General features: G+C 58.1%; 18 protein-coding genes. 8 read left to right on the top strand and 10 right to left on the bottom strand.

Annotated elements, in window-relative coordinates; all coding sequences use genetic code 11:
* Positions 1-279: 279 nt before the first annotated feature.
* Positions 280-2,709 carry a mechanosensitive ion channel family protein gene (locus tag Z945_RS0104855; protein WP_025050989.1) on the bottom strand — a complete coding sequence of 810 codons (2,430 nt, stop codon included), beginning with the start codon at positions 2,707-2,709 and terminating at the stop codon, positions 280-282.
* A 297-nt stretch (positions 2,710-3,006) separates the two neighbouring features.
* Here Z945_RS0104855 and Z945_RS0104860 point away from each other — a divergent pair, with 297 nt between their 5' ends.
* The 6 genes from Z945_RS0104860 to Z945_RS0104885 are packed head-to-tail and all read left to right on the top strand — an operon-like array spanning position 3,007 to position 8,994.
* Positions 3,007-4,209, top strand: coding sequence for a glycosyltransferase family protein (locus Z945_RS0104860; protein ID WP_025050990.1), 1,203 nt, complete (start codon positions 3,007-3,009; stop codon positions 4,207-4,209).
* A 2-nt stretch (positions 4,210-4,211) separates the two neighbouring features.
* Positions 4,212-5,450 (top strand): glycosyltransferase family 4 protein, encoded by a 1,239-nt coding sequence (locus Z945_RS0104865; RefSeq protein ID WP_025050991.1) that lies wholly within the window; start codon positions 4,212-4,214, stop codon positions 5,448-5,450.
* On the top strand, positions 5,450-6,526 hold the full coding sequence (locus Z945_RS0104870; RefSeq protein ID WP_174412327.1) for a glycosyltransferase family 4 protein: 1,077 nt from the start codon (positions 5,450-5,452) through the stop codon (positions 6,524-6,526). Before Z945_RS0104865 ends, Z945_RS0104870 begins: the two co-directional genes overlap by 1 nt.
* A complete protein-coding gene (locus Z945_RS0104875; protein ID WP_025050993.1) occupies positions 6,523-7,107 on the top strand; it encodes a histidine phosphatase family protein in 585 nt (194 codons plus the stop codon). Before Z945_RS0104870 ends, Z945_RS0104875 begins: the two co-directional genes overlap by 4 nt.
* A complete protein-coding gene (locus Z945_RS0104880) occupies positions 7,104-8,249 on the top strand; it encodes a glycosyltransferase family protein (protein ID WP_025050994.1) in 1,146 nt (381 codons plus the stop codon). The genes Z945_RS0104875 and Z945_RS0104880 overlap by 4 nt, the downstream gene beginning before the upstream one ends.
* Positions 8,250-8,295: 46 nt before the next feature.
* Complete coding sequence (locus Z945_RS0104885) at positions 8,296-8,994, top strand: polysaccharide deacetylase family protein (RefSeq protein ID WP_025050995.1); 699 nt, start codon at positions 8,296-8,298, stop codon at positions 8,992-8,994.
* Here Z945_RS0104885 and Z945_RS0104890 read toward each other — a convergent pair whose 3' ends face one another.
* Positions 8,995-9,825 (bottom strand): 3-oxoadipate:acetyl-CoA acetyltransferase, encoded by an 831-nt coding sequence (locus Z945_RS0104890; protein WP_025050996.1) that lies wholly within the window; start codon positions 9,823-9,825, stop codon positions 8,995-8,997.
* A gap of 168 nt (positions 9,826-9,993) precedes the next feature.
* On the opposite strand from Z945_RS0104890, the gene Z945_RS0104895 reads away from it, so the two are divergent.
* Positions 9,994-10,200, top strand: a complete 207-nt coding sequence (locus Z945_RS0104895; RefSeq protein ID WP_025050997.1) for a DUF3072 domain-containing protein — start codon at positions 9,994-9,996, stop codon at positions 10,198-10,200.
* A gap of 98 nt (positions 10,201-10,298) precedes the next feature.
* A complete protein-coding gene (locus tag Z945_RS20255) occupies positions 10,299-10,379 on the top strand; it encodes an entericidin A/B family lipoprotein (protein WP_081780948.1) in 81 nt (26 codons plus the stop codon).
* Positions 10,380-10,641: 262 nt separating this feature from the next.
* Here Z945_RS20255 and lepA read toward each other — a convergent pair whose 3' ends face one another.
* From lepA to Z945_RS0104935, 8 genes are all read right to left on the bottom strand, one after another.
* A complete protein-coding gene (lepA, locus tag Z945_RS0104900; RefSeq protein WP_025050998.1) occupies positions 10,642-12,441 on the bottom strand; it encodes a translation elongation factor 4 in 1,800 nt (599 codons plus the stop codon).
* Between the two features lie 260 nt (positions 12,442-12,701).
* Positions 12,702-13,697 (bottom strand): zinc-dependent alcohol dehydrogenase family protein, encoded by a 996-nt coding sequence (locus tag Z945_RS0104905; protein WP_025050999.1) that lies wholly within the window; start codon positions 13,695-13,697, stop codon positions 12,702-12,704.
* Positions 13,698-13,703: 6 nt separating this feature from the next.
* Positions 13,704-15,173 carry a mannitol dehydrogenase family protein gene (locus Z945_RS0104910; protein WP_025051000.1) on the bottom strand — a complete coding sequence of 490 codons (1,470 nt, stop codon included), beginning with the start codon at positions 15,171-15,173 and terminating at the stop codon, positions 13,704-13,706.
* Positions 15,174-15,238: 65 nt separating this feature from the next.
* Positions 15,239-16,243 (bottom strand): ABC transporter ATP-binding protein, encoded by a 1,005-nt coding sequence (locus tag Z945_RS0104915; RefSeq protein WP_025051001.1) that lies wholly within the window; start codon positions 16,241-16,243, stop codon positions 15,239-15,241.
* 11 nt (positions 16,244-16,254) lie between these two features.
* A complete protein-coding gene (locus Z945_RS0104920) occupies positions 16,255-17,088 on the bottom strand; it encodes a carbohydrate ABC transporter permease (RefSeq protein WP_025051002.1) in 834 nt (277 codons plus the stop codon).
* A gap of 13 nt (positions 17,089-17,101) precedes the next feature.
* Complete coding sequence (locus Z945_RS0104925; RefSeq protein ID WP_025051003.1) at positions 17,102-17,974, bottom strand: carbohydrate ABC transporter permease; 873 nt, start codon at positions 17,972-17,974, stop codon at positions 17,102-17,104.
* A 139-nt stretch (positions 17,975-18,113) separates the two neighbouring features.
* Complete coding sequence (locus Z945_RS0104930) at positions 18,114-19,442, bottom strand: ABC transporter substrate-binding protein (protein ID WP_025051004.1); 1,329 nt, start codon at positions 19,440-19,442, stop codon at positions 18,114-18,116.
* Between the two features lie 102 nt (positions 19,443-19,544).
* Positions 19,545-20,582 (bottom strand): LacI family DNA-binding transcriptional regulator, encoded by a 1,038-nt coding sequence (locus Z945_RS0104935; protein WP_025051005.1) that lies wholly within the window; start codon positions 20,580-20,582, stop codon positions 19,545-19,547.
* Positions 20,583-20,663 lie beyond the last annotated feature (81 nt).

Genomic DNA, 20,663 nt, shown 5'->3' on the forward strand with positions numbered 1-20,663 from the left:
TTTGGCCCTTATATCCCGCGGGGAGTCGATCTTGATCGACGGGGCAGAGCCCCCGAATTTGCTCTGCAAACTTAATAAAAACTCCCTCGCCATATGATGGTTGGAACCCGATTCCCGATCATCAAGATAATAAAAAGCGGGGGCGTCAGCCCCCGCTCCGGTCGGGTCGCATCAGCGACCCGAAATCCCTTACCCTATCACATATCCCTGACGCCAACACCTCTCCGGCAACCGTTTCACTCCCTGTTGCTCTCACCCAAAGGCAAAACAAACCCTATTTCAGCGATCATCTCCGCTGGCCCCGCCATCCAGAATATCCTCGTCGAGCGAGGCTTGGGCCGCCGCTGTGACCGTCTTCTTTTCCTCTTCGCTCAGGTCGTCGACCTTGCCATCGGCCAACCGCACCGTGACCTCGCGATGGGCGAACTTGATGCCTTCGCGCTCAAACAGGATACGAATTTCCTCATAGACCTTTTTGCGGATCACCCATTGATCGCCGGGCTTTGTCATGAACTTCACGCGAATGATCATCGCGCTGTCCTGCATCTCGATCACGCCCTGCGATTTTAGTGGCTGGATGAAATCCGGCCCGATCACCGGGTCTTCCAACATCTGCTGGCCCAGCTTCTTGATCAGCTTACGCACCTTTTCCACGTCCGTGTCATAGGTCACGCGCAGGGGCAGTTTCATCATCACCCAATCGCGGGAGTAGTTCGTCATCACCTGCAATTCCCCAAAGGGGATCGTGTGCAACGCACCCAAATGGTGGCGCAGTTGAAACGACCGCACGGAAATCTTTTCAACTGTCCCTTTCACCCCGCCCACATCAAGGTATTCCCCTTTGCGAAAAGCGTCATCGAACAGAAAGAACGCACCTGCAAAGATGTCACGCACCAAGGCCTGCGAGCCAAAGCCGACCGCGATCCCGATGATGCCGGCACCGGCAAAAAGGGGGCCGACATTGACGCCAAACTCCATCAATACAATCAGCAGGATCGAGATCAGAACAGCGATCAGGACAATGTTGCGAAATAGCGGCAAGAGGGTCGCAAGCCGCGAGGCAGAGCTGCCACCGCCTTCATCGCCCAGCTCGGCCTCGACCACATCGCCGGTTTCTTCGCGGATCTTGCTGTCGATCCAGATGCGAAAAGCGTGATAGATGATGTAGCCGATGAAGATGATCACCATGACATCCAGCAGCCTGTCGGCATAGCTTTCGACCATCTGGGCGCTGCCGTTGTTGTCCCAGATGTAGAAAAACGCATAGACACCCGAAACAAATGCCAGGATACCGGCAACGCGCCGGGCCAGAGCCTCGAAACTGTGCATGCCCGGTGCTTGGCTGATCGCCGCACGGGCTTCCCTTTCTTCTTCACGGGTTTCTTCAAGTTCTTCCGTCAGACGCGCCACTTCGACCTCGCCGGCACTTTCTTCCGCCTCGGCTAGCGCCGCTTCCTGGGATTCTTCTTCACGCATAATCTCATTCATGCGCCGGACCGCCCGGGCGCGGGCAAAGCTGCGTTCAATAGCAAAGTTGATTACGCCATAGACCACGATGATCGAAACAAGGATGCCATAGGCACCGGCAATCAGCGGCACCGTCCCGGGGTTCCCCAACACCAGATCATAGGTCAGTTCGAACCAGGCAAAGATCACGTAGAGAATCACCAATGGTGCCCAAATCTGGCTGAGGGCACGCAGAACAGGTGTTGTATTCTCGGGTTGTTTGCCGTTGCGCAAGGCTTGGGAAATAGCGCGTCGGTTGACCAGCACCATGAGGATGTTCAGCAGAACCACGCCGACTGACAAAAGCGCAAAAAGGAAGGCATAGACGTCGTAGTTCAGCCCGAGTTCAGCGATCCAGACGCCAAACAGGATCACACATATATCAAGGCTGCCCACGCCCCAGAGCCAGCGATGCAGACGGATGGCTGCACGGTCGCTGAAGGCCGGAATGCGGTATTGGGACAGATAGGGCGACAGGATCATCCGCCAAAGGGTCGCGAGAAAGCGGCTGGTAAAGTAGCCCACATTCACAAGGGTCGCGGTAAACTGCATGGCTGTGTCCTGTAGTTCACCAAAGATCGCCCAGCCCAATAAATAGGCCACCACCATAGACACAATGATGCCGCCGATCCCAGCCAGGAACCGCAGGACAAGAAAGGGCATCTTCTCTGAATATCCCTGTGGCGCGTCCATGATCCGCGCCACGATGAAGCTTTTCATCAACCGCTTGCCATAAATTTCGCGTTCAAACAGGATACCGACCGCGAACAGGCCGAGCGAATAGAGTACAACTTTGGCAAATGCGAAAAGCGTGCCATCCGGGCTGGCCGCGCGCAGAATATATAGCACCTCGTTAAAGGCTGCGGGCATATCCAGCAGTCGGGCAATGAGGGCACCGCGAAAGCGCACCGCATTGTCCTGTACGCGCATCAGCGCAGAGCCTTTCTCTGTGTCATCCACGGTCTGGGTTTGCGCCTCTGCGGGCCGAACCTGAGACACCACATTGCCCTCGGTATCGACAACGATCACCTCAATCCCGCTGCTGGCCGCTTGCGCAATTGCATCCGTCACTGCCGTGCTGCCATTTGTTGAGGCATCAGTGCTCCCGGTGAAAAGCGATCCGGCAGTTTGGGCGGCAATGCCCTGAGGGTCTGGCAGAAACAGCAGGCCTATCAGCAAAAGGATGGTATAAAACAGTCGCATAAAATACTCCGCATCATGCGATTAATTGCGCCATTTTTGGCCGCCCGCGCTTGCGCAGGCTAGGCCAGCCCTGCCCTCAAAGCAATTGCATCGCGGTTCAAATCACACTGCCCAGAAAAAGTAGCCCACAAGGTTTTACAATTCGGGCCATTGCGTGCATTAGAGGCACGGAGATGAGGTGCTATAGTGCATCTTGGACATTTACACGAACGCGCCCCTCTATCGGGACCGTCCGTCCTGCACCGCCCCCGGGCACGCGGCGACAGGCAGCGGGAAGATCGGGCACAGGACTTGCTTATGGGGCCATCGCTCTCCCCGGCCAATCGTGCCGTAACGGCCTCGCGCCGTGTGATGTTTTACAGCCATGACACTTTTGGTCTGGGCCATTTGCGGCGCAGTCGCGCTTTGGCCACGGCGCTGATGCAGGGCAATCCGCAGGCTTCTGCCATCATCCTGACAGGCTCGCCGGTGGCAGGGCGGTTCACCTTTCCCGAACGGGTCGATCACATTCGGCTGCCCGGTGTCACCAAACTTTCGGATGGAACGTATATCAGCCAGACACTCGGGCTGAACATCGACGACACTACGTCGCTTCGCGCCGGCCTGATCCAGTCGGCCGTTGAACGCTACGAGCCTGATCTGCTGATCGTGGACAAAGAACCAACGGGATTTCGGGGCGAACTGCTGCCCACGTTGGAATATCTTCGGATGCGAGGGCGCACACGGGTGGTGCTGGGCCTGCGCGATGTGCTGGACGCGCCTGACGTGCTGGCCAGCGAATGGGATCGCAAGGGCGCTCTGGCCGCTGCCGAAAATCTTTATGACGAGATCTGGGTATACGGTATGCGCGACGTCTATGACCCCACCAGCGGTCTGGACCTGTCGGATGAAGCCCGTGCGAAAACGCATTGGACAGGCTATCTGCGCCGCGAGATCACCGATGCGTCCGACACACCGGATACCCCCTACATTCTGGTTACCCCCGGCGGCGGTGGGGATGGTGCCGCAATGGTGTCTCTGGCGTTGTCTGCCTATGAACAAGACCCCGATCTTGGGCCGAATGCAGTGCTGATCTATGGGCCGTTTCTATCGGGCGATGTGCGCGACGCTTTTGATGCGCGGGTGGCAAAGCTGGACGGCCGCGTCACCGCCGTCGGTTTCGACAGTCGCATCGAGGCCTTGTTTGCCGGTGCCGTCGGTGTCGTCTGCATGGGGGGCTACAACACCTTTTGCGAGGTACTGTCCTTTGACAAACCTGCCGTAATTGTGCCGCGTACCAAGCCCCGGCTGGAGCAATGGATCAGGGCCAGCAGGGCCGAGGAACTGGGTTTGGTCCGGATGCTGGATGAGGGTCGCGACGGGTTGACCACCACATCCATGATTGCCGCGATCAAGGCGCTGCCGGATCAGCCGAAGCCATCGGCGGCGGGGGCGGACGGGCTGTTGGACGGGCTCGACGTTGTCGTGCGCCGCGCGCGCGATCTGATGCAGGGAGAGTAATCATGACCGCGCGTCTCGCTGTCGTTGTCAAAGGCTGGCCGCGCCTGTCCGAGACCTTTATCGCGCAAGAACTGGTGGCACTTGAGGAAGCCGGATTGAGTTTCGACATCTGGTCGCTGCGCCATCCAACAGACACCAAGACGCATCCCCTACATGATCGTTTGCAGGCGCCAATCCGCTATCTGCCGGAATACCTGCGCGATGACCCCGCCCGTGTGGCGCATGCCATGGGGGCTGCGGCCACGATGCCGGGGTTCGATACCGCAGCTGCTGCTTTCGTCGCGGATCTGGAACGGGACGACACCGTTAATCGCCGCCGTCGCTGGGGTCAGGCCTGTGTCATGGCGCATGAACTGCCTGACAATGTGCAAGGCATTTACGCTCATTTCCTGCACACGCCCTCTTCGGTGGCGCGGTACGCGGCGATCCTGCGCGGTTTGCCGTGGTCATTCTCGGCCCATGCCAAGGACATCTGGACCTCACCGGAATGGGAGCTGCGCGAAAAGCTATCGGCGGCACATCATGGGGCGGCCTTTGGCGCAACCTGTACGCGCTTCGGCACCGAGCATCTGCAGGGCTTGGCAGATACGCCTGACCGGGTTGATCTGGTCTATCACGGGTTGGACCTCTCCCGCTTTCCTGCACCGCCGGACCGTCTGCCGCGTGCCGCAGATGCGCCATTTCACATGATGTCCGTGGGACGGCTGGTCGAGAAGAAGGGTTTCGACAATCTGATCGACGCGCTTGCCCTGCTGCCCGCCACGCTCGACTGGCATTTCACCCATATCGGGGGTGGCGCGCTGGATACAGAAATGCGCGCCCGCGCCGAAGCATTGGGCCTGACGCCGCGCATCACTTGGCGCGGGGCCTGCGACCAGCCTGAGGTGATCGAGACCATGCGTGCCGCAGACCTGTTCGTGCTGCCCTCGCGCATCGCGGCGGATGGCGACCGCGACGGCCTGCCCAATGTGCTGATGGAAGCGGCCAGTCAGAAGCTGCCGATCCTCAGCACGCCCGTCTCTGCTATTCCTGAATTCATCGAGGACGGCGTGCACGGTATCCTGAGTGACGATGCACCCGCCCGATTGGCAGATGCCATGCTACGCGTGGCACAAGACAGCGCCTTTGCACTGCGGATGGCGGATGCAGCTTTTGACCGGCTGACGGCAGACTTCCTGATGCATCCCGGCATCAGACATCTACACGCCCGCCTGACCGCGATGATGGCGGATGCGGACTGATGCTTCTGGCGTTCTACGCTCCGATGAAGCCCCCTGACGATCCTGTACCTTCGGGCGATCGCACGATTGCCCGCAATTTGCTGAAGGCGTTCGAGGCTTTTGGCGCAGAGATGACACTTGCGAGCCGGTTTCGCAGCCGCGACGGGCAAGGCGATCCTTTCGTTCAACGGAAGACACTGGATGCGGCCGAGGCCGAGGTCGAGCGGTTGATTGCAATGGAATGCGCTGCCGATTGGGAGGCTTGGGTCACCTATCACAGCTATTACAAAGCGCCCGATCTGCTTGGCCCCAAGGTCAGCCGTGCGCTGAATATTCCCTATATCCAAATCGAAGCGACCCGCGCCCGCAAACGTCTTAATGGGCCTTGGGCGCTTTTCGCACAAGCTGCCGAGGCAGCAACGGATGCGGCGCGCGTTGTGTATTATTTCACTCAACGCGATGCTGAGAGTTTGGAAACCCATGCGCCGTCCGGCCAGCATTTGCTGCATCTAAAGCCCTTTTTGCCGCGTACCGAACTCGGTCCGCGCAGCACCCTCGGCGGTCCGATGCTGAGCGTCGGAATGATGCGCAAGGGGGATAAACTCGCTTCCTACACTTTGATTGCAGAAACGCTTGCTGCTTTGGAACACGACGACTGGGCGCTGGAGATCGCGGGGGATGGTCCCGCGCGGGTAGAGGTTGCTGCGCTGATGGCACCTTTCAAAGACCGCATCCGCTTTCTTGGACAATTGCATCCAGATACGATGCAGGACGTCTACGCGCAGGCTAAACTGCTGTTCTGGCCTGGCGTGAATGAGGCGCTCGGTATGGTCTACCTTGAAGCTCAAGCAGCAGGACTTCCCATTGTAGCCCAGGACCGTCCCGGCATGAACGAACTGTTGGGGGGTGGCCCGCATCCCGCACCGGGAACGGGGGCTTCAGGGCTTGCGCAGCGATTGTCTGTCTTGCTCTCGGATCAGACGGCGTTAAAAGACGAGGGCGATACCGTACGCCACCGTATTGAAACGGGCCACCTCATGCCCGCCGCCTCTACAACCCTGCGCAACGGCTTGCGGCTTGCCGGGGTGGCATCATGATCAGGCTCGCTCTGCTACGGCATGGTCACACCCAATGGAACCGCGAAGGTCGCGTTCAAGGCCGCACCGATATCTCACTCGATCCCATCGCCCGCGATGAACTGGGCCGGCGGTCTTTGCCCACACCTTGGGCGCACGCTGATCTTGTATCCAGCCCCCTGTCCCGCGCGGTCGAGACGGCCAAACTGGTGTCAGGGCGCGCGCCACGCACAGAGGCGGCGTTGATGGAAATGGACTGGGGTGATTGGGAAGGCCGCAGGGCCGAGGAACTGCGCGCCGATCCTGATTGTGATCATCGTGATATCGAAAGCTGGGGTTGGCAATACACCCCTCCCAACGGCGAAAGCCCTGACGCTTTGCGCCGCAGGCTGGATCCATGGGTACGCAGCCTTACAAACGACACAGTCGCGGTCTGCCACATCGGAGTGATGCGGGTCATCCTAGGGATGGCAACTGACTGGAACTTCGATGGGCCAGCACCCTTCACAATCAAGCGGAACCGCCTGTTCGTGGTGCGTATCGACAAAAGCGAATGGATGCTTGAGCCGGAACAGCCGCGCTTGGTGGAGGACGGCGCATGAGGGTTATAATCCTTGTGACGCATCTCTTGGGAACGGGGCATCTGGCCCGGGCGGTCACCCTGGCCGAAGCATTCGGCGCAGAACACCATGATGTTGTTGTCGCATCTGGCGGCACCTCTGTGCCCCGGCTTGAGAACCGCGGCGTAAGAATTGTGCAGCTGCCGCCAGTCAGATCAGATGGAGTGGACTTCAGTCGTCTGTTGAAAGCAAATGGGCAACCTGTCGATCCTGAGTTTATGGCTCAACGCCAGAAACAACTGCTTGATGTCTTCACTGACGACCAACCCGATGTGTTGATCACCGAGCTTTTTCCGTTCGGGCGAAGAATACTTAGAGAAGAATTCCGGGCGGTGTTGGAAGCGGCGGAAAACAGCGAGCGAAAGCCGCTTATCTGCGCTTCGATCCGTGACATCCTCGCCCCTCCGGGCGCAGAGAAGAAACGCCTTTTTGCGCAAGAGATGATCGCGCAACATTATCACGCCGTGCTGGTGCATTCCGACGCGGAAATCACCCCCCTCGATCTCAGCTGGCCTGTGACAGACAGCATTCGGGCGCTTCTGCATTACACCGGCTTTGTGGCCCCTCCCCCTGCCGGGGCACACCCGGACAGGCTCGGCCATGGCGAGATATTGGTGAGCGCTGGCGGCGGTGACGTGGGAGACAGACTGTTCGCCTGCGCTCGCGATGCGGCAGCATTGATGCCGGATTATAGATGGCGCATTCTGGTCGGCGGGCGCACAGCACATGACCGCATCGCAACGCTGCAACGGGATGCCCCCCCGAACGTCATCATCGAGCCCGCCCGGGACGACTTTCGCCAGATGCTGTACCACGCAACGGCGTCCGTTTCCTTTTGCGGCTACAACACCGCGCTGGACTTGTTGCAGAGCGGATGTCCTGGCGTTCTGGTTCCCTTCAACGATGGCAATGAGGTCGAGCAATCCATCCGGGCGCAGGCTTTGGCGCGACAGGAGGGGTTCACCGTAATCAGCAGTCAGGATCTGACCGCAAGGACGCTCGCGGATCGTGTGGCACCCATTATTTCAGCCCGACGACCCACGGCAAACCATAGGCTTGCGGATGGCGCACTGACGACCGTGAGAATTGTCGAAGATTTGAGGAACGCTCATGCCGAAATCTAACTGGTCTGCTTTAACACATGAATTGACCTGTTGGAGAGCCGAAGGCATGCGGCTGCCGATTTGGTGGCGCGACGACGATGCAATTGCGCCGACACCCGAATTGGATCGTTTGACGCGAATGGCAGGGGATCTGTATCTGCCCGTCCATCTTGCGGTGATCCCTGAACCCGCGACCTCCGCGCTGGCGAGTTACTGCGCCGGGGCTGAAATGCTCATCCCGCTGGTGCACGGGTGGCGCCACAAGAACCACGCGCCAGAGAGTGCTAAAAAGGCCGAGTTTGCGCACCCGCGGTCTGGAATTGAAGGTGAACTCAAAGCCGCACTGGCGCGCATGAAGACGCTTTTTTCTGCAAACATGGTGCCGGTATTTGTGCCACCGTGGAACAGGCTGGATCCGTCAATTATGGAAAAGGTCGCGCTTGAGGGGTATCGTGGGGTGTCAACCTTCACACCGCGAACGTCGAAATTCGCCGCTGCTGGTCTGGTGCAAATCAACACGCATCTTGACCCGATCAACTGGCGCGGCGGTGGCGGGTTGGTTGCAGAGGATGTGCTGATCGACCGTCTCGTCACCTTGCTGCGAGACCGGCGCGAGGGCCGAACGGACCTTGAGGAACCCCTAGGTTTGCTGACCCATCACCTTGTACACGATGCTGCCATTTGGGACTTTACCCGCACCTGTCTATCCCGCCTGTTGGACGGCGGCGCTGTTGCTGTCGATCTGCGCCTCGGCCCGCTGCCCTGATCAGGCCGGACGGAGCCCAAGTATCTCGCGGGCCTGCGCAGGTGTGGCGACAGGTCTGTCGTATTTCGCGCAAAGGTCCGCCGCACGTTGGATCAACGCCGCATTGCTGGGTGCAAGCGTGTCCTTGTCCATGCGCACGTTGTCTTCAAGACCCGCACGGGTATGGCCGCCTGCCGCAATGGCCCATTCGTTCACGACAATCTGGTTGGGACCGATCCCGGCAGCGCACCACGCAGCATCCGGAGCCAGACGGTTGAGGGTTTTGATATAGAAATCAAAGGTCTCTTTATCCGCTGGCGTGGCATTTTTGACGCCCATGACAAACTGCACGTAGAGCTGACCCGGAATGCGGCCATCGCGGTTCATCTCGGCAGCTTTGTGAATATGGGACAGATCAAAAGCCTCGATCTCCGGCTTGATTTCATAGGTCCGCATTTCGCCCGCAAGCCAATCGACAAGCTGTGGCGGGTTCTCATACACGCGGGTCGGGAAGTTGTTTGACCCAACGGAGAGGCTCGCCATATCGGGGCGCAGGGACAGCATCCCGCCGCGTTCTTCACCCGCGCCAGAGCGGCCCCCGGTTGAAAGCTGGATGATCATATCAGGGCAGTGCTTCTTCAACCCTTCCATCAGCGCCGCGAACTTTTCAGGATCGGAGGACGGGGTTTCATCAGCATTCCGCACATGCGCGTGGCAAATGGCGGCACCGGCTTCATAGGCTTCCTGCGTGCTTTCGATCTGTTCGGAGATCGTCGTCGGCACAGCGGGATTGGCCGCCTTGGTGGGAACAGAGCCGGTGATGGCGACGCAGAGGATGCAGGGGTTGGACATGAGACAAAGCCTTGGGATTGTTCCGTTTGCAGCGTGAGCCAATCCGTTTGTTCAACTGCGGACCGGCTGACACGGATCGTACACCGACTGTGCACCGCACGTACACCCCGCCATCTGCGGAACCTTTGCCGAGCTCGCGCATTATCCATTGAACGAATGGAGAACATCATGACCGGCAACCCAAAGACAAACCCGACCGACAACGCAATCAAAGACCCCGATGACTGGGTGACAGGCGACGAGGAAATGACCGGCGCACAAGCGAGTTACTTGAAAACGTTATGTGAACAAACCGGAGAGGAATTCGACGACACACTGACAAAAGCGCAGGCGTCGGAGCGGATTGATGCCTTGCAGGATGCCGACAAGCGCTAATTGAGGGAACTTGCTGTTCAGTGGAGCGCTTATGCTGCGAAACCGGATGGAGAATTGATATGTTAAGAATTGTAGCAATGACTGTGGCACTGGCTTGATTGGCAGCCTGCGAAACGACAGAGGGCTTCGGCCGGGATGTGCAGGATGTGGGTCAGGCAATTGAGGAAGAGTCGGAGTAAGCGATTTCGCTTTTGAAGACTAAAGCCGTCCACGTGTCTTCGTGGGCGGCTTTTATTTTCTGGGTGTGGCATTGGGAATGAGCAGCATGTGAATATTGCCGTCTTCATTCGGCGCAGAATTTTTTCTTATACGACAAGCTTCCGATGCGAGAAGCTGAAGTTAAAGGCCAGATGCAAGTGGGTTTTGATCGCTACTATGCGATATGATGGCGTTTTCAACCATGCTGGTCTTCTCCAGCACAGTCAAAGTTGGTCAAGGCGCTTACCCATCCATCTTCAGCGCGCTGATGAAAGCCTCCTGTGGAATATCGACTTTCCCGAACTGGCGCATCTTCTTCTTACCCGCCTTCTGTTTTTCCAACAGCTTCTTCTTACGCGTGGCGTCGCCGCCGTAGCATTTTGCCGTCACGTCTTTGCGCATCGCGCTCAGCGTCTCGCGGGCGATGACCTTGCCGCCGATGGCCGCCTGGATCGGGATTTTGAACATGTGGCGGGGGATCAGGTCTTTGAGTTTTTCGACCATGGCGCGGCCACGGGTTTCGGCGCGGTCGCGGTGGACCATCATCGACAGGGCGTCGACGGGTTCGTCGTTGACGAGGATCGACATTTTCACAAGGTTATCTGTCCGGTAGCCGACCATCTGGTAGTCGAAGGAAGCATAGCCTTTGGTGACGGATTTGAGGCGGTCGTAGAAATCGAACACCACTTCGTTCAGAGGCAGGTCATATACGGCCATGGCGCGGGAGCCTGCATAGGTCAGATCCTGCTGCATGCCGCGGCGGTCCTGACAGAGCTTGAGCACGTCGCCAAGATATTCGTCGGGCACGAGGATCGTCGCCTTGATGCGCGGCTCCTCGATGTGATCGACGAGGGTCATGTCGGGCATGTCAGCTGGATTGTGCAGTTGTGTGACCGAGCCGTCCTTCATGTGGATGTCATAGATAACGGAGGGCGCTGTCGTAATGAGGTCGATGTCATACTCGCGCTCGATCCGGTCGCGGATGACTTCAAGATGCAAAAGGCCAAGGAAGCCGCAGCGAAAACCGAAGCCGAGGGCGGCGGAGGTTTCCATCTCGAAGGAGAAGGACGCGTCGTTAAGGGCGAGTTTTTCGATACTGTCGCGCAGGTCTTCGAAATCGTTGGCGTCTACGGGGAAGAGCCCACAAAAAACCACAGGCTGGGAGGGTTTGAAGCCCGGCAGGCGTTCGGTTGTGCCTTTGCGTTCGTGGGTGATTGTGTCGCCCACGCGGGTGTCGCGCACCTGTTTAATTGAAGCGGTGAGGAAACCAAGCTCGCCCGGTCCAAGCTCGTCAATCTCTGTCATGGCGGGTCGGAACACGCCGATGCGGTCCACGTGGTGGGTGCTATCGTTGGAGAGCATGCGGATACGCTCGCCCTTCTTCAGCACGCCATCCATAATACGGACAAGGACGATGACACCGAGATAGCTGTCGTACCACGAATCTACCAGCATCGCCTTGAGCGGCGCATCGCGGGTGCCTTTGGGGGCGGGCAGCTTGGTCACAATCGCTTCGAGTGTTTCGGCGATCCCGACACCGGTCTTGGCAGAGACGCGGATGGCATCCGTGGCGTCGATGCCGATGACGTCTTCGATCTGTTCGGCCACGCGGTCACAATCGGCCGCGGGCAGGTCGATCTTGTTCAGGACGGGCACGATTTCATGATCGGCCTCGATCGCGTGATACACATTGGCCAGTGTCTGTGCCTCGACCCCTTGGGTGCTGTCCACAACCAGCAACGACCCTTCGACCGCACGCATGGAGCGGGATACCTCATAGGCAAAGTCGACGTGACCGGGGGTGTCGATCAGGTTGAGGACGTAATCCTCGCCATCCTTGGCGGTGTAGTTGATCCGCACGGTCTGGGCCTTGATCGTGATCCCGCGTTCGCGTTCGATGTCCATGCTGTCGAGCATCTGCTCTTTCATGTCACGATCAGCGACGGTGTGCGTCGATTGGATGAGGCGGTCCGCCAGCGTGGATTTCCCGTGGTCGATATGGGCCACGATGGAGAAATTGCGGATGTGTGATAAGGGTGTCATGATCTGGATATGATGCGGTTTGACGGGGTGGTCAAGGTGGATGATGTCGCGGGCGGGGCCCGCGTGGCAGTGGTATGGATTTGCCGGTCCGGCGCTAGTTGAAGATCGGTCTCTCAAACAAGCGATTGGCGACGCGAAGTGGCATCATGTTTTGCGGTCCTGCGCGTGCTGGCACATCCTTACTTTTGATGCAGAACCGACCCGGTGGGGTACAACTGCAATGATCAGAACGACAGGAGGTCCTGCCATTCGTTATACGATCACTCCGCCATCCATTGAACTTTCAGACTGTCCTGCGGGGGCTTGGTCTCGAGCAGCTTTGAAATCTCGTTAAGCGGCAGTCTATGGGACACGGCGCGGTCAATGTCCGACCCCAGACCGGCGATGACGGCAAGGGATTTCGGGATATTGTGGTTCAGCGAATGGGACCCCGCGAGCGTCAGCTGCCGGCGGAAGACCTCGAAAGGTGAGACGTCAATTTTTGCGTCGGACGGGCAAACGCCGAAGTAGAGGCCTTTGCCGCCATTCGCCATATAGCTGGTCAGGCCGGAAGCAACGGCCGGAACGCCGGTAGCCTCGACGGCCAGATCGGCGCGGTGGTGCCAGTCTTGCAACTCGGCTGATCCGGCGGGGACGGCATCGAAACCAAAGCTGGCAGCGAGATCAAGGCGGCTTTGGGCAATATCGACGAAGGCGACTTTCGAGACGCCTTCGGCTTTCAGCGCCATACCCATGAGCAATCCCATCGGGCCTGCGCCAAAAATAAGAGCCTCTTTCATCCAGGGGGCGTGTACCGCATCAACACCGTTCAGCACGCAGCCCATAGGTTCGGCCAAGGCGGCCTGAAGAAAGCTCATGTCGCCGATGGGATGAACGGCCGAGGCTTTGACGACGCTCAGCTCTGCAAAGCCGCCATTTGTGGTGACCCCATAGGCACCGAGGTTTTCGCACAGATGCGCCCAGCCTCGCGCACAGGCGCGGCAGGTGCCGCACTCCAGGTTCGGATCAACGGCAACCCTGTCCCCCGTGGCAACGCCTGTCACATCGGCTCCGACTTCGACAACAACCCCTGCATATTCGTGGCCGGGGACAACCGGAAAGGCACCTGTCCCGTAATTGTCTTTCAAGACCTCGTAGTCGGTGTGGCAAATGCCGCTTGCCTTGACCTGCACCACAACTTCACCCGCACCGGGTTTCGGATCCGGAAGATCGGTGAATTGAACGTCGTTCTTTCCTGCGAAAACAATAGCTTTCATGGTCTCTTATCCCTGCACATAGGCGCGCAGCGCTGTCTCTAGCCCCTCGGACCAGATCAGCGTTAGCCAGTGGCAAAAGCGGTCCGCGAATGCTGCATTTTCGGCAAGATCGCCATAAAGGTCCCGTTGATCCAGCCAAACCTGCGGCTCGGATTTTGCGGCCTGTGCTGCAGTTGTCAGCTTTTCCCAGATCGGGTCATTGGGAGCGATTTTTGTGCCGTCCTCCCGCGTGCCTTCGCACATCCGCGCCCAAACCGCTTGTGACAGCGCCAGACCTTCGATCGGGTCAGCTTTGGCAAGTGCTTCCCGCAGCGTAGGAAGTATAAAACCGGTCTGGCGCGACGATCCGTCAAAGGCGACGCGGCGCACTGTGTCGATGATCTGCGCGTTCGAGAACCGGCGATCGACGAGATCGACGTAAGCCGCAGGCGTCATGCCGGGAACGGCGTCAACTTGCAGCGCAATCTCGGTCTTTGCAACCTTGCCCACGTAGTCGCCGATTACAGGATGGTTCATGCAATCAGAGATAACCTCGACCGACAGAACCTCGCCCGCGTTTGCGATCAACTGGTGGCTGCCGTTCAACAGCCTGATTTTCATCGCCTCAAAGGCATGCACGTCATCGGTAAAAGTGGCACCTGCCCTATCCCAATCGGGACGTCCGGCGCAGAAGTCATCCTCAATCACCCACTGGCGAAAATTCTCATGGGTAACGGGGGTCGTGTCTTCTATGCCAAAGCTCTTGACCAATTCCAGCTCTTTGGGTCCGGTGGCAGGTACGATGCAATCGACCATAGCATTGGGGAATGTGCAATTTGTGTCGATCCACTCGGCGAGGTCCGCATCGGAAAGGCGCGCCAACGAAACCAGCGTCTGGCGCAGGATTGCACCGTTGCCTTGCAGATTGTCACAGCTTTGACCCGTAAAGGGGCCAATGCCATCGGCGCGGCGCAGTTTCAGGGCCGCGACCATCGCGCCGAAGGCCGTGCGCGGGCTGTCCGGATGCGCGGCGTCATGCTGCATATCAGGGTGATCCGCATCAAACGCCTTGGTGACCGGATCAATGTAATAGCCCCCTTCGGTGACCGTCAGTGCGACGATGCGGATGGCGGGGTCGGCCATTTGGGCAATCAGCGCTGCGTTGTCTTCTTGTACAGGCACAAACCCGATCATCGCACCCACAATCTCTGCCGACCGGCCTTTCGGGTCCAGCTCGATCAGCGTGGTCAGATAATCCTGAGCCTGCATCCGCTTGCGTTGCGCTTCGTCGCCGGCCCGCACCCCGGCACCGATGATGCCCCAATCCATCGCCAGCCCCTGCTGCATCAAGCGGTGCAGGTACCATGATTGATGCGCACGGTGAAAGTTGCCCAAGCCGATGTGCACAATCCCGGGCGTAATGGCCGAGCGGTCATAGGTCGGGCCGCTGACCCCTGCGGGAAGGTCACTCAGCGTAGCGTTTGAAAGTTTTAGCATCGAATCCTGCATCAGATCACACGTCTCCAGCCGTCAACGCACGGCCATACTACATCGGTTGGGGTTTAGATCAGGCGCAGGCCGTCCGCGCCAAATTTGTGGATCAGCGCAGGGTTCGGTGTCAGGAAGACCGTGTCGCCGTGCTTGACCGCGATATCACCGACTGTCCGCACTGTCATCGGATCGCACCCCGGTACACCGTGGATATGGATAAAGGTGTCCGAGCCCAGATGCTCTGACACGCCGACGGTGCCTTGCCACTGGCCTTCGGTTGTCGAGACGTCGATGTGCTCGGGGCGAATGCCGATGGTATGGGCATCATGTTTGGCGGCCTCGGACCCTTCGATGAGGTTCATCTTGGGGCTGCCGATAAAGCCGGCAACAAACTTGTTGCGCGGCGCGCGGTAGAGCTCCAGAGGGGTGCCGACCTGCTCGATCACACCGGCCTGCAGGACAACGATCTTGTCGGCCATTGTCATGGCTTCGACCTGATCGTGGGTCACATAGATCATCGTTGTTTCAAGCTTCTTGTGAAGCTCGCCAATTTCCATCCGCATGCCGACGCGCAAGGCGGCATCAAGGTTGGACAGCGGCTCGTCAAAGAGAAACGCGGCGGGTTCACGCACAATGGCGCGACCGATGGCAACGCGCTGGCGCTGGCCGCCCGACAGTTGGCCAGGCTTGCGATCAAGGTAGTCCGTCAGGTTCAGCGCTTTCGCGGCGCTTTCGATCCGGCGGTTCTGTTCGTCTTCGGGCATCTTTGCCATTTTCATGGGAAAGGCAATGTTCTTGCGCACCGACATATGCGGATAGAGCGCATAGGACTGGAACACCATCGCCAGACCACGCTTGGCGGGTGGCAGATCCGTGGCGTCGGCACCGTCAATCTCTATATTGCCGGCAGAGGTGTCCTCAAGGCCCGCGATCAGGCGCAAGAGAGTGGATTTACCACAGCCTGAAGGGCCGACGAACACGGTGAACTCTCCGTCCTCGATCGTCAGATCCAGCGGCGGAATGACTTCGACTTCGCCAAATTTCTTCTGAACCTGTTTCAGCTGAATGCGTCCCATGGTGTTTTTCCTTACTTAACGGCGCCGAAGGTCAGACCCCGGACAAGTTGTTTCTGGCTGAACCAGCCCATGATGAGAATCGGCGCGATGGCCATGATGGAGGCCGCGCTGAGTTTGGCGTAGAACAGACCTTCTGGGCTTGAATAGCTGGCGATGAAGGCGGTCAGCGGGGCCGCGTTTGCCGCCGTCAGGTTCAGCGTCCAGAAGGCTTCGTTCCAGGCCAGAATGATGCACAGCAAAACGGTCGATGCCATGCCGGGGATCGCCATCGGCGTCAGGACATAGATGACTTCCTCGCGCAGCGACGCACCGTCCATCCGCGCTGCCTCAAGGATCTCGCCGGGGATTTCCTTGAAGTAGGTGTAGAGCATCCAGATGATGATCGGCAGGTTGATCATCATCAGCACAAAGGTCAGGCCAATGCGGCTGTCCAGAATGCCCAGATCGCGGAAGATCAGGTAGATCGGGATCAACACGCCGACGGGCGGCAGCATCTTGGTCGACAGCATCCACATGAGCACGTCCTTGGTGCGCTTTGCGGGCACGAAGGCCATCGCCCAAGCCGCCGGGATGGCGATCAGAAGGCCCACCAGAGTAGAGCCGACCGAGATGATGACCGAGTTCATGAAGTGCTTGAAGTAATCCGAGCGCGCCTGAACGGCGGCAAAGCTGTCCATGGTCCAATCCGAGGCGAACAGGACTTCCAAAGGTGCGCGAATGGCGTCTTCTTCGGTCTTGAACGACAAAACGAGGATCCAGAGGATCGGAAAGAACATCAGAAAGCCAAGCGTTCCGGATGTGACCGTGTTCCAGACTTTGGTTTTGTTGGTGACTGCGCGTGCCATGTCTGTGCCCTCCCTATGCGTCTAGGTTCTTGCCAATCATCCGCATCAGGAAGAATGCGACGATATTGGCGAGGATGATTGCAACGACACCACCGGCGCTGCCGATGCCGACATCAAATTGCAGCAGCGATGAGACGTAGATCAGGTAAGTGAGGTTGGTGGTTGCCACACCCGGACCGCCGTTGGTGGTCACGAGGATTTCGGCAAAGATCGACAACAGGAAGATGGTCTGGATCAGAATCACCACCGTGATCGCCCGCCCCAGATGCGGCAGCATCATGTACCAGAACCGATTGAGCCAGTTTGCCCCGTCCATCTCGGCGGCTTCCAGCTGTTCCTGATCCAGCGATTGCAGGGCGGTCAGCAAGATCAGTGTCGCAAACGGAAGCCACATCCAGGACACGATGAAAATGATCGACGCCATGGGGTATTGCCCGAAGAAATCAATCGGTTGAAATCCGAGGCCCGAGGCGATTTTGCCGAAGATACCGTTCACCGGGTTCATGAACATGTTCTTCCAGACAAGGCCTGATACCGTGGGCATGACGAAAAACGGGGCGATGACCATGATGCGGATGATACCCTGTCCGAACATCGGACGGTCCAGCAAAAGCGCAAAGCAGATACCGCCTAGCGTCGTGATTGTCAGCACACCACCGACAAGAACCAATGTGTTCCACATCGCAGCGCTAAAACTGGGGTCGGTAAAGAACCAATAGTAGTTTTCCCAGCCAACAAACGGATTGTCGCCCGGCTGGAGCAAATTGTACCGCAGGAAAGAGAAGTAGAGCGTCATTGCGAGGGGGATAATCATCCACCCCAGCAACAGGATCACCGCAGGGGCAATCATCAAACGCGCAGAGGATCTGGAAGCTTTGGTCGCCATGTGGTTCGCCCTCCCAAACGAAAATTCGACAGCATTTTAGGAAAGACCCTAAACCGGGCCCTTGCTGAAACGCTAGTTATAGTTGAAAAAACCTTGAGGCGGACCGGATCGCTTGTTCCGGTCCGCCCAAGAAAGAAGGTTACTTGATGTAACCGGCCTTGGTCATTTCGCGCACTGCGAACTTCTGGCTGTTCGCCAGCGCTTCTTCGACGGTGGACTGACCGGCGAGTGCGGCAGCAACCTGCTGACCCACATAGTTACCAATGCCCTGGAACTCAGGGATCGCGACAAACTGGACGCCTGTGTAAGGGACCGGGTCGCGTGTCGGGTCTGCGGGATTAACCGACAGGATCGCTTCGACAATTGTCTCTGCGAAAGGTGCCGCTTCAAGGCGACGCGCGTCTTCTTCGACGGATTTGCGGGTACCGGAGGGGACCGCGACCCAGCCTTTGGCTTCGCCAACCGCTTCAAAGTACTCTTTGGAGGTTGCCCACTTCAGGAACTCTTTGGCAGTGTCTGTTTTCTGCGAACTTGCAGGGATCGCCAGCGCCCAGGACCAGAACCAACCTGTACCCTTGTCGGTCACCTGCTGAGGTGCCTGGAAGAAGTCGGTTGTATCCGCAACGGAGGAAGTTTCCGGGTTGCGCACGTCGCCAGCGGCTGATGTCGCATCAACCCATGTGGCGCATTTGCCGTCTTTGAACAAAGCACGGTTTTCGTTGTGCCCATTTGCAGATGCACCGGGAGGGCCCGAGTTGGTCATCAGGTCGACGTAGTATGTGACGGCTGCGTTCCACTCTGGTGAATCCAGCTGTGGGTTCCAGTCCATGTCGAACCAGTCCGCGCCGAATGCGTTGGCGACTGTGCCAACGAAGGCCATGTTCTCACCCCAGCCGGCCTTGCCGCGCTGGCATGTACCGTAGATGCCGTTCTCTGGATCGTGCAGCTTGGCTGCCATCTCAGCGAACTCTTCGTAGGTTGGCTGCGATGTTGGCGCTTCAATGCCAGCCGCCTCAAACAGGTCGGTGCGGTAGAATGTGAAGGATGTCTCGGAATACAGCGGCAGCGCGTAGAGGTTGCCGTCTGCGGACAGACCGTTGCGGACCAGCGGGAAGACGTCTTCCAGATCGTAATCTGCATCTTCAGCAAAATCGTTCAGCGGTGTCAGCCAACCCTTGGCACCCCAGATCGGTGTCTCGTAAGCACCGATGAACATGATGTCGAAAGAGCCGCCACCTGTTGCGATGTCTGTTGTTGTGCGCTGGCGCAGCACGTTCTCTTCCAGAACAACCCAGTTGATCGTGTTGCCTGTTGCTTCTTCCCATGCAGGCGCAAGCTCTTGCATGGTGATCATGTCAGCGTTGTTCACTGTCGCAATCGTAATTTCTTCTGCCATGGCGTTGGCTGCAATCCCCGCAGACAGACCAAAGCCGACCGCAGTGGTCAGTAGTGCTTTCTTAATAGACATTGTCGTCCTCCCTTTTACATGCGTAAACGTACAGGTCGCCTTAAGCGTGAGTCAAGAAATATTTAACGGGTGAATATTGCTGCAATGCGGCGTGGCGCAGGCTCAGGCAGACTCGCGCAATTTCAAAGCGCCGTCGAACAATGTGAGCTCCGGCGTTTCGCTATCCGTTTCGCCATGAATAATTTGCAAAATACGGGAAACCGCTTTTCTTCCAATCGCATCGGTGTCCTGCGCAACGGTTGTCAAAGCCGGATTCATATAAGGGCACAGCGGATAATCATCATGTCCCGCGATACGCAGCCCGCCCTGCTCTGCCCTGCCGGGCTTAAGCCCATGCCGCGATGCAGCGTGCAGAGCGCCGATGGCCACACGGTCATTTGCGCAGAGAATCGAGCTTTCCATCAGCCGCCCGCGCCCGAACTCCGCGTCGAGCACCGCTTCCCCATGCTCCTCGAAATGCCAGTTTTCGCTGAGCAATTGGGTGCCGATTACCCGTGGCTCAAAGCCCAAACGCTGCATTGTTGTGATATAGGCCGTTTCACGCTCCAACGCGTTAAAGTTGACCCGCGGCATGGCCAGAAAGACCGGAGGATCGCCAACACGACACAGGTATTCCGTAATTAAACCAGTGCTTTGCCGGTGGTTTGTACCGACGAAATCAACGTCCGGCATCGTCTTGGGGCGCGAATCCATCAGGACAAAAGGCAATCGCGACTTCAACCTCAGATGGACGGCCTGATCGCTGTGATCCCCTAGCGGCGCGACCAATGCACCATCCACATTCATCGACATAAAGGTCTCGGCCGCCCGTGCCTCGATCGCCGGATCGGAGTGAGAGCACTGGGTGATAACGGTCAGCCCCGCTTCCATCGCGGCGACCTCGATGCCTTGCAGCAGCTTGGTGAAAAACAGGTCATTCAGATAGGGAATGATGACGCCAATGATGCCTCTGGTTTTGCGATTCAACCGCGTGGCAAAGAAGTTTGGTACATATTCAACTTGCGCCAATCCCTGCTCGATCCGCGCAACCGTACTGGCCTTGACCGATTTAGAGTCCTGAAAATACCGCGACAGCGTCGGGCGGGAAACGCCGATCGCCACCGAAAGCTCTTCCATCGTTTTAATCAAAGGCTTTGTCATCGCGCCGATCTCCTATTGTTCTGCCAGCACTATAGCAACGCGATTCCAAAGTGCGAACTTTTTTTGACACGCGATAAATTT

Origin of the sequence: Sulfitobacter noctilucae (genome assembly GCF_000622365.1) — a bacterium.
GTDB classification, from domain to species: Bacteria; Pseudomonadota; Alphaproteobacteria; order Rhodobacterales; family Rhodobacteraceae; genus Sulfitobacter; species Sulfitobacter noctilucae.

Coding starts and splice junctions, on each gene's coding strand:
- Z945_RS0104925 (WP_025051003.1), bottom strand. CDS start 17,974: ATGGCGACCAAAGCTTCCAGATCCTCTGCGCGTTTGATGATTGCCCCT.
- Z945_RS0104935 (WP_025051005.1), bottom strand. CDS start 20,582: ATGACAAAGCCTTTGATTAAAACGATGGAAGAGCTTTCGGTGGCGATC.
- Z945_RS0104870 (WP_174412327.1), top strand. CDS start 5,450: ATGCTTCTGGCGTTCTACGCTCCGATGAAGCCCCCTGACGATCCTGTA.
- Z945_RS0104865 (WP_025050991.1), top strand. CDS start 4,212: ATGACCGCGCGTCTCGCTGTCGTTGTCAAAGGCTGGCCGCGCCTGTCC.
- Z945_RS0104880 (WP_025050994.1), top strand. CDS start 7,104: ATGAGGGTTATAATCCTTGTGACGCATCTCTTGGGAACGGGGCATCTG.
- Z945_RS0104915 (WP_025051001.1), bottom strand. CDS start 16,243: ATGGGACGCATTCAGCTGAAACAGGTTCAGAAGAAATTTGGCGAAGTC.
- Z945_RS0104860 (WP_025050990.1), top strand. CDS start 3,007: ATGGGGCCATCGCTCTCCCCGGCCAATCGTGCCGTAACGGCCTCGCGC.
- Z945_RS0104890 (WP_025050996.1), bottom strand. CDS start 9,825: ATGTCCAACCCCTGCATCCTCTGCGTCGCCATCACCGGCTCTGTTCCC.
- Z945_RS0104895 (WP_025050997.1), top strand. CDS start 9,994: ATGACCGGCAACCCAAAGACAAACCCGACCGACAACGCAATCAAAGAC.
- Z945_RS0104885 (WP_025050995.1), top strand. CDS start 8,296: ATGCGGCTGCCGATTTGGTGGCGCGACGACGATGCAATTGCGCCGACA.
- Z945_RS0104930 (WP_025051004.1), bottom strand. CDS start 19,442: ATGTCTATTAAGAAAGCACTACTGACCACTGCGGTCGGCTTTGGTCTG.
- Z945_RS0104910 (WP_025051000.1), bottom strand. CDS start 15,173: ATGCTAAAACTTTCAAACGCTACGCTGAGTGACCTTCCCGCAGGGGTC.
- lepA (WP_025050998.1), bottom strand. CDS start 12,441: ATGACACCCTTATCACACATCCGCAATTTCTCCATCGTGGCCCATATC.
- Z945_RS0104875 (WP_025050993.1), top strand. CDS start 6,523: ATGATCAGGCTCGCTCTGCTACGGCATGGTCACACCCAATGGAACCGC.
- Z945_RS0104855 (WP_025050989.1), bottom strand. CDS start 2,709: ATGCGACTGTTTTATACCATCCTTTTGCTGATAGGCCTGCTGTTTCTG.
- Z945_RS0104905 (WP_025050999.1), bottom strand. CDS start 13,697: ATGAAAGCTATTGTTTTCGCAGGAAAGAACGACGTTCAATTCACCGAT.
- Z945_RS0104920 (WP_025051002.1), bottom strand. CDS start 17,088: ATGGCACGCGCAGTCACCAACAAAACCAAAGTCTGGAACACGGTCACA.